Consider the following 13,288-nt stretch of genomic DNA (forward strand, 5'->3'; position numbering starts at 1 on the left):
CACCCCATGCCGACCCTCGACGCCACCCACCTGCGGCAGGCCGTCACCGAAACCGTCACCGTCCTCACCCCGCACACCGACACCGACTGGCAGGTCCCGGCCGGCACCCTGACCTGGACCTGCTGGACCACCGCCGCCCACATCGCCCACGACCTGCTCGCCTACGCCGGCCAGCTCACCGGCCGCCCCGACACCGGCTACCTCCCCTTCGACCTGCGCATCCACGACACCGCCACCCCCCGCGACCTGCTCCAGACGATCACCGCCTGCGGCGGCCTCCTGCACGCCGCCCTGACCACCGCCGCCCCCGACACCCGCGCCTGGCACTGGGGCCCCTGCGATCCGGCCGGCTTCGCCGCCATGGGCGTCGCCGAAACCGTCCTGCACACCCACGACATCACCACCGGACTCGGCGTACCGTGGCAGCCACCGCAGGAACTGTGCGCAGGCGTACTCGCCCGCCTCTTCCCCGACGCCCCGGCCGGCGACCCGGCACAGGTCCTGCTCTGGTCGACCGGACGGGCCCCGCTCGACGGCCGGCCACCACGAAACCCGTGGACCTGGCAGGCCGCCGTCGCCTAGCCTGGCCACCGCTCCCGACCAGCACAGGAGGCCGGCACCCTTGCCCCGCAAACCCGCCCGCCACCACAACCCGCGACGCCCCGCCACCGGCGGACCGCGCCCGGACCGCAGCGGCGCACCGAACGTCCCGGCGGCCGCCGAACCCGGCCCCGACCGCACCGAACTACGCGCCGACTGCGGCAACTGCCTCGCCCTGTGCTGCGTCGCCCTGCCGTTCGCCGCCTCCACCGACTTCGCCGTCGACAAACCCGCCGGCCGCCCCTGCGCCAACCTGCGCGACGACAACCGCTGCGGCATCCACCACCGGCTACGCGACACCGGCTTCACCGGCTGCACCGTCTACGACTGCTTCGGCGCCGGCCAGAAGGTCTCCCAGACCACGTACGCCGGCCGCGACTGGCGCCACGACCCCGCCACCGCCCGCCAGATGTTCGACGTCTTCGCGACCACCCGCCAGCTCCACGAACTGCTGTGGTACCTCGCCGAGGCACTGACCCTGCCCGCCGCCCGCACCCTGCACCACGACCTGCGCCACGCCTACGACCACACCCGCCGACTCACCCTCGGCACCCCCGACCAGGTCGCCGCCGTCGACGTCGCCACCCACCGCGCCGACGTCAACACCCTGCTGCTGCGCACCAGCGAACTCGTCCGCGCCACCACCCGACGCCCCAACCACCGTGGCGCCGACCTGATCGGCGCCAACCTCGCCGGCGCCGACCTACGCGGCGCGAACCTGCGCGGCACCTACCTCATCGCCGCCGACCTCACCGGCGCCGACCTGCGCACCGCCGACCTGATCGGCGCCGACCTGCGCGACACCCGCCTACACCGCGCCGACCTCACCGGCGCCATCTTCCTCACCCAGGCCCAGGTCAACGCCGCCCACGGCGACACCGCCACCCGGCTCCCACCGACCCTGACCCGCCCCACCCACTGGCCGGTCACCGCTTCGTCGCGTACAACCGCATCGTGACCGGCCCGAACACCGCCACCAGCACCGCCGACGCGACCAGCACCCAACCCACCTGACCGACCGTCACGTCACCGGCCATCAACCCCCGCACCGCCGTCACCAGATGCGTGATCGGATTCAGCCGGACCACCGACTCCAACCACCCCGGCATCGTCGACGGATCCACGAAGATGTTGCTCCCGAACGTCAACGGGAACAGCACCAGCATGCTCGCCCCCATCACCGCGTTCTGCGTCCGCATCACCAACCCCAGCATCGTCCAGATCCACGACAACGCGAACGAGAACACCAACAACAGCAACACCCCCAACGCCACACCGACCACCCCACCCGCCGGCCGGAACCCCAGCACCAACCCCAACGTCACCACGACCACCGACGCCAGCGTGTACCGCACCGCATCCCCCAACAACGCCCCGACCAGCGCCGACGGCCGCCACACCGGCAACGTACGGATCCGGTCGAACACCCCCTTGGCGATGTCGACGTTCAACGCCACCCCGGTGTACATCGTGATCATCACGACCGTCTGCACCAGAATCCCCGGCAACAGAAACTGCAGATACTCCCGCGGCGACCCCGCCAGCGCCCCACCCAACAGATACGTGAACACCAGCGTCAACATCACCGGAAACGCCGTCACGTCGAACAACTGCTCCGGAACATGCTTGATCCGCAGCATCGCCCGCCACCCGAACGTCAACGACGCCCGCACCGCGTTCGGCCGCGCCGGCCGCTCCCGCACCGCCAACACCGCCCGCAACGCCTCACCCGACGCCGGCCGCTCCCGCACCGCCGTCACGCCTTCACCCCCACGCCGACACCCGACGCCTCATCGTCGTCCGCCGGATGCCCCGTCAACGCCAGGAACACCTCGTCCAGACTCGGCCGCCCCAACGCGAAATCGGTCACCTCCACCCCCGACCGCGCCAACGCCGCCAACGCCTCCGACACCCGCAACGGATCCGACACCCGCGCCGACAACGCCACCGGATCCCCCTCCGCCACCACCGGCACCCCCAACACCCCGGCCAGCACCCGCTCCGCGTCCGCCCGCCGCCCGGCATCCACCACCCGCACGTGCAACACCCCCGCACCCACCGACGCCTTCAACTCGCCGCTGGTCCCCTCCGCGATCACCCGACCATGGTCGATCACCGCGATCCGGCCCGCGAGCTGATCCGCCTCCTCCAGATACTGCGTCGTCAACAACACCGTCGTACCCTCACCCACCAACGCCCGCACGATCTCCCACACCTGGTTACGGCTGCGCGGATCCAACCCCGTCGTCGGCTCGTCCAGGAACATCAACGCCGGCGTCACCACGATGCTCGCCGCGATGTCGATCCGCCGCCGCATACCACCCGAATACGTCTTCACCTGCCGACCCGCCGAATCCGACAACCCGAACGCGTCCAACAGATCACCGGCCCGCGACCGCGCCCGACCCCGCGAGAAACCCAGCAGCCGGCCCAACAGGACCAGATTCTCGACCCCGGTCAGATCCTCGTCCAACGACGCGTACTGCCCCGTCAACCCCACCCGGGCCCGGACCGCGTCCGCCGCACGCACCACGTCGTGACCCAGCACCCGCGCCCAACCACCATCCGGACGCAACAACGTCGCCAACATCCGGATCGTCGTCGTCTTCCCGGCACCGTTCGGCCCCAGAAACCCGTACACACCACCCGCCGGCACCGCCAGATCCACCCCGTCCACGGCCCGCCTCGACCCGAACGACTTCACCAACCCGGCCGTCTCGATCGCCAGCTCGGCCACCACCCGGCCCCCCTCACCAGTCGCGGACACCCGACACGCGAGTCTCGCACGACATCGACACACCCACCCGGCAAACCAACCGGATCAACCCAGCTCCCCCGACCGCAACACCAACGTACGACGATCGTCGGTCACCACCCCGACCCCGTCACCGGCCAACACCACCTGATCCGGAATGCTCGCCCCGACCGGCACCCCCTCGGTGCCCTTCGCCGCACCGACCTCCTCCACCCACACGAACCACTCGACGCCACCCGGCCCCTGCGCCACCGCATCGGTCAACACCATCCGGCCACCGGCCGTCGCCCGCACCGAGGCACCCTCCTCGACCTGCCGCACCGGCTTCCCGTCGGCGTCCAGCACCTGCGCCCCACGCAGCGAACCGAACATCCCCTCACCGAACAGCAACCCACCCTCGGTCACGAACCAGTCCTCCTCCGTGGACCACTCCACCCCGACCGACCACTTCTCCACCCCCGTACGCACGTCCAACGCCATCGTCTTGTCACCGTCGTTCGCCTGCGCGTCGACCGCCACACACACCAGGTGCCGACCACACGGCTTCACCTTGTCGACCGACGTACCCGCCGCCAACGGCATCGCCCACTCCTGCTTGAACCCCGGCACCGAGAAACCCGCCACCACCGAACGCCCCGGCGACGCGTCGTCGTTCAACTGCCCCACCACGAACCCGTCGAACGCCGTCCAGAAATCCTCCACGATCGGCAACGAGCCACTGCCGCGCGACTTACCCGTGTTCGCGTCCAGCAGGTAACCCCGCCCCTGCACGTTGTCCAACTCCACCACCACGTCACCCGCGGTGACCGTCTCCACGAACGTCCCCGACGCCACCGGCAACACCCCCGGCCCCGCCGCCACATCAGGCCCCGTCCACTGCCGCATCGCCTCCACCCGATGCGAGTTGATCACCAGCAGATCCCGCGGACCCTTACGACTCCACTTCTGCTTACCGGTCCGCAGATCCACCCGCACCACCGAGTTGTCGAACCCGTCCCGGACCTCCACGACCACATCACCGCCCAGGAACACCACATCCGTACGATCCCGGTCCCACTTCCCCCGCCACAGCAGCTTCCCGTCCGACTCCTGCAACACCGACCGGATCCAGTCACCACCGTCAGTCGCCGAATCCGGCGCATCCACCACGATCAGCTCACCGACCGGCGTCAACCGCACCTCCGTCGGCTCCACCTTCAACGTCGTGCTCCACCGCGGCTCACCCCCGGCCACCGGCAGCGACACCACCTCCGTACCACCCAGCCCCACCACCGCCGACACCACATGCTCATTCACCACCGCCACCGCCAGCTCACCCACCCCGGACGCCGGCCGCTCCGTCACCTGCACCAGCTCACCACCCGACCGCCCACCGCCGTCCGAGCCACCACCGAACGGCCCGAACCCACCCCCCGACGGCCCACCACCGGCCCCCTGCACCGTCTGCGACAACTTCCCGGCCAGCCACGACCCACCCTGCACCGCACCCGCCACACACCCGACCAGCACCGCCACCGACAACGTCGCCGCCACCGCCCGCACCACCGGCCGGCGCCGCCGCTTCACCCCCGACACCGGCAACGCCACCGGCGGCCGCGCGGACGCACCGATCCCCGCCCACTGCGACCCCGCCCCGGTGGCCGCCTCGGCCACCGGCCCGGTTGCCGGCCCGATCGCCGGAGAACCCGGCACCGCACCACCATCCGACACCGGACGAACACCCGGCACCCCCGACACCGGCTCGGCCCCCAACACCGACGACACCGGAAACACCGACGACACCGACCCACCCGACACCGGCACCGACGACACCGGCCCGACACCCGACACCGGGAACGTCGCCGTACCCGACACCGGCCGCTCCACCGGACCCGCCGCCACCCCCGGCAAGCCCGACATCCCCGCCAGCAACGCCCCGTACGCCACCGGCAACTCCGGCTGCTCCGGGACCGCCGGCGCCACCCCCAACCGGGCATGCAACCGGCTCGCCACCAACGGCATCCGACTCGAACCACCCACCAGCAACAACCCCGCCAACGTCGCCGGCTCCACATCCGCCCGCTGCAACACCCGCCGCGTCTCGTCCACCGCCCGCGCCACCAGCGGACCCGCGATCCGCTCCACCTCCTCACGCGTCAGATGCATCGGCTCCTCCCGCCCCGGCACATGCACCGGCGCCGCCGACGTACGCGACAACATCTCCTTCGCCGACCGCACCTCCGCCCAGAACGCCTGCCGATCCCGCTGCTCCGCCAACCCCCGCGGCGCTCGCAACCGCTCCCACAACCCCGGATCCCGAACCCCCACCAACTGCCCCAGATGAGCTACCAACGCACTGTCCACATCCAACCCACCAAGATCATCCAAACCGCCGGTCGCCAACACCCGCAACCCCGCCGACTCCCGCCGCACCACCGCCACATCCAACGTCCCACCACCAAAATCAAAAACCCCGAGACACCCGAACGGCGGCACCTGCTGCCCCAACACCTGCATGCAGTACGTCGCCGCCGCAATCGGCTCGTCCAACAACCGCACATGCCCCAAACCCGCCTGCCGCGCCGCCGCCAACAACACCGCCCGCCGCGGCTGCCCCCAATCCGCCGGACACGTCAACACCGTCGCCCCGGTCGGATCCACTCCCGCCGTACGCGCCTCCACCGCAACCCGCCGCAACCCCGCCGCCAGCAACTGCTCCACCGGCACCTCATGACTACCCAGCAGCACCCGCCCCTCGTCGATCCGCCGCTTCGGATGCGGATCGAACCGCTCCGGCTCCGAACCCGCCAACCGCTGCGCATCCCGACCCGTGTGCGGCACCCCCGCCGCATCCACGAACACCCCCGACGCCAACAACGGCGACCCGTCGAACAACAACGCCCTCGGCTGCTGATCCCCCCGCCGCACCACCGCGACCGTATGCGTCGTGCCAAGATCCACCGCCAGCCGAACCGGCTCCAACACGACACCCACCCCTAACGACACGACACGGACGCACCGCGGCGGATGCTACTGCCCCCCGACGACAACCCCACCGACACCCGTCAACCCCTACCCCCGAACTCCACCACCAACGGCCGATGATCCGACACCCCCACCACCGGCGTACGCACCGCCACCACCGGCGGCAACCCACCCACCCCCCGCCGATCCACCAACGCATGATCCAACTGCACCCGCGGCCGCACCGCCGGATACGTCGGCCGCCGCCCCAACGACCGCCACCCCGACACCAACCCCGGCAACCCACCCGGCAGATTCAGATCCCCCAACAACACCCGCGGCCCCGGCAACCCCCGCAGAAACCGCGTCACCCGCCGCAACTGCCACACGTTCCACCCCGGCACGAACGACAGATGCGTCGCCGCCACCGTCAACTCCCCCCACGGCCCCACCACCACCGCCGCCAACACCACCCGCGGCTCATCCCGCAACCGCATGAACCCCGAACCCGGCACGTACACCGGCGACCGCAACGGCGCCCCCGGAAACCGCGCCACATGCCACGACCGCACCGGAAACCGCGTCACCAACCCCACCCCGTAACACGGCTCCCCCACCCCGTCATCGTCATGATCCAACGAACGGAACCGCTCCCCCGGCGTACCGACCACCGCCGGCGCGAACCGGTACGCCTCCGCCCCACACGCCCCCGCCACCACGGCCGTCAGATCCAACTCCCCGCTACGCGTCTGCCCCCGGTCCACCTCCTGCAGCGCCAGTACGTCCGCATCCAACGCACCCACCGCAGCGACCAGCCGCTCCCCCACCACCAACCCGTCGTGCACCGACCGGCCATGCAGCAGATTGAACGTCGCCAGGCGCATCACTGCACCATAAGACCGCACCGGCCACGGCGCCCGCGACACAAACCGTCCCCTCGCCCCTGCCGGCCCACCCACAGCACACCGCCCCTGTGCCACAGTGACCCCGTGCTGATCAAGCTCCTGTGCTGCTCGACCCTGCTCTTCCTCGCCCTCGGCGCCATCGGAATCTGGCTCCGCCGCCACCCCCGCCCCTGACCCCGGTCACCCCACCGCCCCGCCCTCCGCCGCGCGGCCGCACCGCCGCTCCTCCGCGCGATCAAGGAGGAAGCGTGCCCGTTCCGCGCGAATTGCCGTAAGACTTCTCCTTGATCAGCCCGGCCTCCCCCGCTCCGCCGCGATCAAGGACAAAGCGTGGGCGTTTCGCGAGGCTTGTCGCGCAACTTCTCCTTGATCGGCGCCACCGGCCAGAGCGCGGCGTGCGTCGGCGGCCCACGCCCTGCGACCAGGGCATCCGGGGTGGCGGGTGGCGTGTGCGTGAGGCTGCGCACAACCAGGAGCAACCCACCACCCCACCCCGGAAGAATCGCCGGACGTGGACCCCGCAGCCATCGCCACCCTGCTCACCGCCGCCGCCATCGCCGGCTGGGTCGACGCGGTCGTCGGCGGCGGCGGACTCCTCCTCCTGCCCGCCCTCCTCATCGCCGCCCCCGGCGTACCCGTCGCGACCGCGCTCGGCACCAACAAGCTCGCCGCCATCGCCGGCACCACCACCGCCGCCATCACCTACGCCCGCCGCACCAAAGTCGACTGGACCACCGCCGGACCGGCCGCCGCGCTCGCCGTACCCGTCGCCGGGCTCGGCGCCGCCCTGGCCGGCTCCGTCCCGCCCAGCGCCTACCGGCCCGTCGTCCTCGGCGTACTGGTCGCCGTCGCCCTGTTCGTCACGCTGCGCCCCCGGCTCGGCATGGCCGCCGACCCGCTACGGCGTACGCCGACCCGGATCAGCGCCGCGGTCGCCGTGGCCGGCGGCCTGATCGCCCTGTACGACGGCATGATCGGCCCCGGCACCGGCACGTTCCTCGTCCTGGCGTTCACCACCATCGTCGGCGCCGACTTCGTCCACGGCTCGGCGATGGCCAAGCTCGTCAACGCCGGCACCAACCTCGGCGCCCTGGTCGTCTTCGGCCTGGCCGGTCACGTGTGGTGGCTGCTCGGCGCCGCGATGGCCGTCTGCAACATCCTCGGCGCGGTCGTCGGCGCCCGGATGGCACTGCGGCGCGGCTCCGGGTTCGTCCGGGTCGTGCTTCTTGTCGTCGTGCTCGCCCTGGTGGCCAAGCTCGGCTACGACCAGTTCGCCTGACCCGGGTACGCCTGGGCCGGTCGCCGGTCCCCCGTACGGCCCGGATCGTCCCCGAAAAGCTGGGTCCCCCGGCGTCGGCGCAAGGTCGCCGACGTGGCTTGTGAGGTGGGGCACTGTGCGTAACGCATCCTAGGAAGCTAGTAATCATGGGGCGGACCCCGCCACTCGACGCCCAAGGTCGCTCGCGGAAGAATGACCTTGTGCAGGGACGAACCGGACCACGCTCCGGCCATCCGGACAGCGCCACGAACCGAACCCCGGAGCCGTTCAGCGGCCCTGAACGCACCGCCGCCGCCGCCCTCGCCGCCCAGCGGCCCGACCTGCTGGCCGCCTACACCGCCGCCCTACCCGGCGCCCGGGCGGCCGTACTCAACCGGCTCTGGACCGCCCTCTCCCGCGAACCGGTCCCCGGCGTGACCGCCCGGGCCACCGACGCCGGGCGGCTCACCGTCACCCTCGCCGACGGGCGCCGGCTCACCGGTCCCCCACCGGCCCCGTACGTGTCGCCACCCGACAGGCTGGACCTCGAACTGGACGGGGTCACCGTCGCCGGCCCCGCACCACTGGTCACCGCACTCGGCGGCGGCGTCGCCCCGGCGACCGGCGCCCACCGCAGGCTCGCCGACGAACTCGACGACAGCGTCGCCAACCTCGCCCTCGCCCGGGCCGCCCAGCCCGCCCCGGACGGCAGGCCGCCGACCCTCACCCGGCCCGGCCGCACCGACGCCGACTGGGAACAACTCGTCGTCGACGGCCACCCGCTGCACCCCGGCTGCCGGACCCGGTACGGCATGTCGACCGCCGACGTGCTCGCGTACGCCCCCGAGCACCGGCCCACCGTCGACCTCGAACTGGTCGAGGTACCCGCCGACCGCTGGGTGACCACCGGCAGCGGCCTGCCACCGATCCTGCCGATGCACCCCTGGCAGGCCGCCCACCTGCTCGACGCGTACCCGTGGCTGCGCCGCACCGGGCGGACCCGGCCGGCCCGCCCGCTGATGTCGCTGCGCACCCTCGCCCCGCTCGACGACCCCGGCCACCACGTCAAGACCGCCGTCGACGTGCAGATGACCAGCGCCGTACGCACCGTCTCGGCCGCCGCGGTCCGCAACGGCCCACCGGTCACCGCCCTGCTCGCCGGTCTCGCCGCCCGGATCGGCGGGCTCACCGTGCTGCCGGAGACCGCCGCCGGGGCCGTACTCGTCGACGGCGAACCGTGCCGCAGCCTGGCCGTCGTGGTACGCCGCGCCCCGTCGGCCGACCCCGGCGAGACCGTGCTGCCGCTGGCCGCGCTGGCCGCCCCGTCGCCGGCCGACGGTCGCCCGCTGGTCACCGAGGCGGTCACCCTCGGGTACGGCGGCGACCCGGCCGGCTGGCTCACCGACCTGGCCCGGGTGCTGCTGCCACCGCTGCTACGGATGCTCGACCTCGGCGTGGCGCTGGAGGCGCACGGCCAGAACACGCTGGTCGGGCTGCGGCAGGGCCGGCCGACCCGGCTGTTCTACCGCGACGTCGGCGGCATCCGGCTCAGCCCGGCGCGGCTGGCGCACCACGACGTCACCGCCCCGCCGGTCCACGGCGACCTGGCCACCGACGACCCCGCCGAACTGCGCGACACCCTGCTCGCCGCCGCCGGCACCGTGCTCGCCGAGCAGGTCGCCGTGCTGAGCCGGGCGTACGGCACCGATCCGCGTACGCTGTGGTCGGCGGTCGCCGCCGCCGCCCCCGACGACGACGACCTGCTCTTCCGCCCCACCCTGCCGGTCAAGGCGACGACGGCGATGCGGATGGCCGCCGACCCGCTCGACGTCGTCTGGGCCCGGGTACCGAACCCGCTCGCGGAGCTGTGATGACCGCCATCCCCACCATCCACCGCCGCCGGCTGTGCGCCTGCGCCACCGGCGTCGGCACGGTCGCCGGCGCCGCCGCGCACACCGCCGACGAGCTGCGGATCCACGCCCCCGACCTGGTCGACGGATTCCGGGCGGCGCTGCCCGCCGCCGCGTCGACCGTCGGCCGGCGGCTCGCCGGTGCCCTGGTCCGCGAGGACATCGGCGACGCCCGGGTCCGGTGGGCCGGCGCCGGGACCCGGCACGGCTTCGACCGGGTCGAGTTCGACACCGTCGACGCCGACGAGCCGGTCGACCTGCTGCCCGGCCAGGTCATGGACCGCCGGGGCTGGGCGCTGGCCACCGAACTGACCAACGCCGTGGTGAACCTCGCGATCGCGTACGCCCGGCGGGCCACCCGCCCGGTGCCGGCCGGGTCCGGTGCCGACGGGTCGGCGGTGGACGCGGAACGGCTCGCCGTCGACGGGCACAACCTGCACCCGTGCGGGCGTACCCGGCTGGGGTGGAGCGTCGCCGAGGTCCTCGCCCACGACCTCGAGGCCGGGGCGACCCGGGTCGGGTTCGTCGCCGTACGGCGCGACCTGCTCACCGGTGACGACATCGGCGCCGAACTCGCCGCCGGTCATCCGGACGTTCCCGCCGCTCCGCCCGGCTACGTCAGCCAGCCGGTGCACGCCTGGCAGCTCGAGTCGGTGCTGCCGCACCGGTACGCCGACCTGTGGCGCGACGGTGCCCTGCGCCCGCTCGACGGGGAGCTGACGGCCGCGCCGACGGCGGCGCTGCGGACCCTGCTGCTGCCGGCCGGCCGCGACGGCCGGCGCCGCTACCTGAAGCTGTCGCTGGACATCCAGGTGACGTCGACCCGCCGGACGATCTCGGTCGCCAGCACCCGCAACGGGCCGGCGATCTCCGCCCTGCTGCACCGGCTGCTCGCCGACGACCCGGCCGGCGGGCGGGTGCTGCTGCTCGCCGAGACCGCCGGGGCGGCGCTGCCGGCCGGGGCCGGGCGGGACGCGTCGGCGATCCTGCGGTCCGGGCTCGACGACCGGCTGGGCGAGGGCGAGGTCGCCGTACCCGGGGGTGCGCTGCCGGCCCGCGACGGTGCCGGGACCGTGCTCGCCGCCCTGGTCGACCGGTACGCCGTGACCCGCGGCCGGCCGGACCGGGCGGGCGCCGCGCTGGGCTTCCTGACCGAGTACGCCCGGCTGCTGCTCACCCCGGTGCTGCGCCTGGCCACCCGGTACGGCATCGGCCTCGAGGCGCACCTGCAGAACTGCCTGCCGACGTTCGTCGACGGGGTGCCGCACCGGATCGTGTTCCGGGATTTCGCCGGCCTGCGACTGCACCGGCCGAGGCTGGCGGCCGCCGGCCGGTCGGTGCCGCTGTGGCCGGGTTCGGTCGTCGGCACCGACGACGTGGCGGTGCTGCGGGCCAAGGTCGGCTACACCGCGCTGCAGGCGCACCTCGGCGAGTTGGTGGTGCGGCTGGCCGGCTCGCACGGTCTCGCCGAGCCGGCGGCCTGGCGGGCCGTACGCGCGGTCGTGGACGAGGTGTACGAGCCGTTGCGCGCCGACCCGGCCACCGCCGCGGCGGCCGCCGCCGACCACGCGGCGCTGACCGCCGACCGGGTGCCGCACAAGGCGCTGGTCCGGATGCGGCTGGCCGGCGACGGCGACATCTACATCCCGGTACGGAACCCGCTGCATGCCGCCTGAGCGGGTCGCCGCGGCGGTCCGGGCGCTGCCCGGCCCGGTCTGCGCGTACGTCTACGACCGGGCGACGCTGCGGGAGCGGGCGGCGGCGCTGCGGGCCGCGCTGCCGGCCGGGAGCACCCTGCTGTACGCGGTGAAGGCGAACGGGAATCCGGACGTGGTGGCCGCGCTCGCCGCCGCCACCGACGGGCTGGAGGTGGCCTCCGGCGGCGAGCTGGCGCTGGCGCGGGACGCCGGGGCGGCCCGGATCGTCTTCGGCGGGCCGGCCAAGACCGACGCCGAACTGCGGGCGGCGGTCGACGCCGGGGCGCTGGTCAACGTGGAGAGCGTCCTCGAGCTGCGCCGGCTGGCGCTGGTCGCGGCGGACGGCGCCGGGCCGGTGGCCGGCCTTGCCTCGCGGGGCGGTTCCGGTGGTGCGCCGGTCCGGGTCGCGCTGCGGGTCAACCGGGCGGCGGGCGGGCCCGGCGGCAGCCACCGGATGACCGGCACCGCGACCCCGTTCGGGATCGACGAGGCGGAGCTGGCCGACGTGCTGCGGCTGGCCGCGACGCTGCCCGCCGTCCGGCCGGTGGGTTTCCACCTGCACGCGGTGTCGAACAACCTCGACGCGGCCGCGCACGCCGACTTCGTCGTCGACGCGGTCCGCTGGTCGGTCACGGCCGCCGCCCGGCACGGCCTGAACCTGGGGTACGTCAACGTCGGCGGCGGCCTCGGCGTCGACTACACCGGTGGGGCGGCGGGGTCCGACGGCGCCGGCCCGGCGGAGTTCGACCTCGACGTGCTGCGGCGCGGGCTGGCGCCGGTTCGGGACCTGCTGCCGGACGGGGCCGAGCTGGTCTTCGAGCCGGGCCGCTGGCTGGCCGCCGACGCCGGCTGGTACGCCGCCCAGGTGCTGGACCTGAAGCACACCCACGGCCGCTGGTTCGCCGTGCTGCGCGGCGGCACCCACCACTTCCGGCTGCCGGCGGCCTGGGGCTACAGCCACCCGTTCGAGGTGCTGCCGGTCGACCGGTGGCCGTACCCGTTCGCGCGGCCGGAGGTGCGGGACGTGCCGGTCGACGCGGTCGGCGAGCTGTGCACCCCGCGCGACGTGCTGACCCGGGGCCAGCGGGTGGCCCGGCTGCGGGTCGGCGACGTACTGCTGTTCAGCCGCACGGGCGCGTACGGCTGGGACATCTCGCACCACGACTTCCTGCGCCACGAGCACCCGCGGACGGTCGTGCTCTGACCGTGGGCCGGCCGGA

Annotated in this window: 10 protein-coding genes and 1 pseudogene; 6 read left to right on the forward strand and 5 right to left on the reverse strand. The window is 73.5% G+C overall.

Annotated features, from left to right (window positions below; all coding sequences use genetic code 11):
- Positions 1 to 6: 6 nt before the first annotated feature.
- The gene (locus AB0I42_RS26125) at positions 7 to 582 is read left to right on the forward strand and encodes a maleylpyruvate isomerase N-terminal domain-containing protein (RefSeq protein ID WP_357541028.1); all 576 of its coding nucleotides are present in this window, start codon (positions 7 to 9) and stop codon (positions 580 to 582) included.
- Positions 583 to 775: 193 nt separating this feature from the next.
- Positions 776 to 1,558, forward strand: a complete 783-nt coding sequence (locus AB0I42_RS26130) for a pentapeptide repeat-containing protein (RefSeq protein WP_357541066.1) — start codon at positions 776 to 778, stop codon at positions 1,556 to 1,558.
- On the opposite strand, the gene AB0I42_RS26135 is transcribed toward AB0I42_RS26130, so the two are convergent.
- From AB0I42_RS26135 to AB0I42_RS26155, 5 genes and pseudogenes are all read right to left on the reverse strand, one after another.
- Positions 1,527 to 2,360 carry an ABC transporter permease gene (locus AB0I42_RS26135; RefSeq protein WP_357541030.1) on the reverse strand — a complete coding sequence of 278 codons (834 nt, stop codon included), beginning with the start codon at positions 2,358 to 2,360 and terminating at the stop codon, positions 1,527 to 1,529. The two genes, AB0I42_RS26130 and AB0I42_RS26135, sit on opposite strands and share 32 nt — an antisense overlap.
- The gene (locus tag AB0I42_RS26140; RefSeq protein ID WP_357541068.1) at positions 2,357 to 3,337 is read right to left on the reverse strand and encodes an ATP-binding cassette domain-containing protein; all 981 of its coding nucleotides are present in this window, start codon (positions 3,335 to 3,337) and stop codon (positions 2,357 to 2,359) included. The genes AB0I42_RS26135 and AB0I42_RS26140 overlap by 4 nt, the downstream gene beginning before the upstream one ends.
- Positions 3,338 to 3,421: 84 nt before the next feature.
- Positions 3,422 to 4,555 (reverse strand): hypothetical protein, encoded by a 1,134-nt coding sequence (locus AB0I42_RS26145; protein WP_357541076.1) that lies wholly within the window; start codon positions 4,553 to 4,555, stop codon positions 3,422 to 3,424.
- A 765-nt stretch (positions 4,556 to 5,320) separates the two neighbouring features.
- A pseudogene (locus AB0I42_RS26150) lies at positions 5,321 to 6,340 on the reverse strand (Hsp70 family protein); the annotation flags it as partial.
- A 59-nt stretch (positions 6,341 to 6,399) separates the two neighbouring features.
- Complete coding sequence (locus AB0I42_RS26155) at positions 6,400 to 7,182, reverse strand: endonuclease/exonuclease/phosphatase family protein (protein ID WP_357541032.1); 783 nt, start codon at positions 7,180 to 7,182, stop codon at positions 6,400 to 6,402.
- A gap of 532 nt (positions 7,183 to 7,714) precedes the next feature.
- Here AB0I42_RS26155 and AB0I42_RS26160 point away from each other — a divergent pair.
- From AB0I42_RS26160 to AB0I42_RS26175, 4 genes are all read left to right on the forward strand, one after another.
- Positions 7,715 to 8,482 carry a TSUP family transporter gene (locus AB0I42_RS26160; RefSeq protein WP_357541034.1) on the forward strand — a complete coding sequence of 256 codons (768 nt, stop codon included), beginning with the start codon at positions 7,715 to 7,717 and terminating at the stop codon, positions 8,480 to 8,482.
- Positions 8,483 to 8,682: 200 nt separating this feature from the next.
- Positions 8,683 to 10,332: an IucA/IucC family protein gene (locus AB0I42_RS26165; RefSeq protein WP_357541036.1), complete on the forward strand. Its 1,650-nt coding sequence runs from the start codon at positions 8,683 to 8,685 to the stop codon at positions 10,330 to 10,332.
- Positions 10,332 to 12,047 carry an IucA/IucC family protein gene (locus AB0I42_RS26170; protein WP_357541038.1) on the forward strand — a complete coding sequence of 572 codons (1,716 nt, stop codon included), beginning with the start codon at positions 10,332 to 10,334 and terminating at the stop codon, positions 12,045 to 12,047. Before AB0I42_RS26165 ends, AB0I42_RS26170 begins: the two co-directional genes overlap by 1 nt.
- On the forward strand, positions 12,037 to 13,272 hold the full coding sequence (locus AB0I42_RS26175; RefSeq protein ID WP_357541040.1) for an alanine racemase: 1,236 nt from the start codon (positions 12,037 to 12,039) through the stop codon (positions 13,270 to 13,272). Before AB0I42_RS26170 ends, AB0I42_RS26175 begins: the two co-directional genes overlap by 11 nt.
- The last annotated feature ends 16 nt before the right edge of the window (positions 13,273 to 13,288 follow it).

The sequence above is a fragment of the Polymorphospora sp. NPDC050346 genome, from assembly GCF_040655695.1.
Classification (GTDB): Bacteria; Actinomycetota; Actinomycetes; order Mycobacteriales; family Micromonosporaceae; genus Polymorphospora; species Polymorphospora lycopeni.

What these genes read in the sequence shown, in the direction of transcription:
- AB0I42_RS26155 (WP_357541032.1), bottom strand. Translation starts at nt 7,182, where the DNA reads ATGCGCCTGGCGACGTTCAATCTGCTGCATGGCCGGTCGGTGCACGAC.
- AB0I42_RS26170 (WP_357541038.1), top strand. Translation starts at nt 10,332, where the DNA reads ATGACCGCCATCCCCACCATCCACCGCCGCCGGCTGTGCGCCTGCGCC.
- AB0I42_RS26125 (WP_357541028.1), top strand. Translation starts at nt 7, where the DNA reads ATGCCGACCCTCGACGCCACCCACCTGCGGCAGGCCGTCACCGAAACC.
- AB0I42_RS26175 (WP_357541040.1), top strand. Translation starts at nt 12,037, where the DNA reads ATGCCGCCTGAGCGGGTCGCCGCGGCGGTCCGGGCGCTGCCCGGCCCG.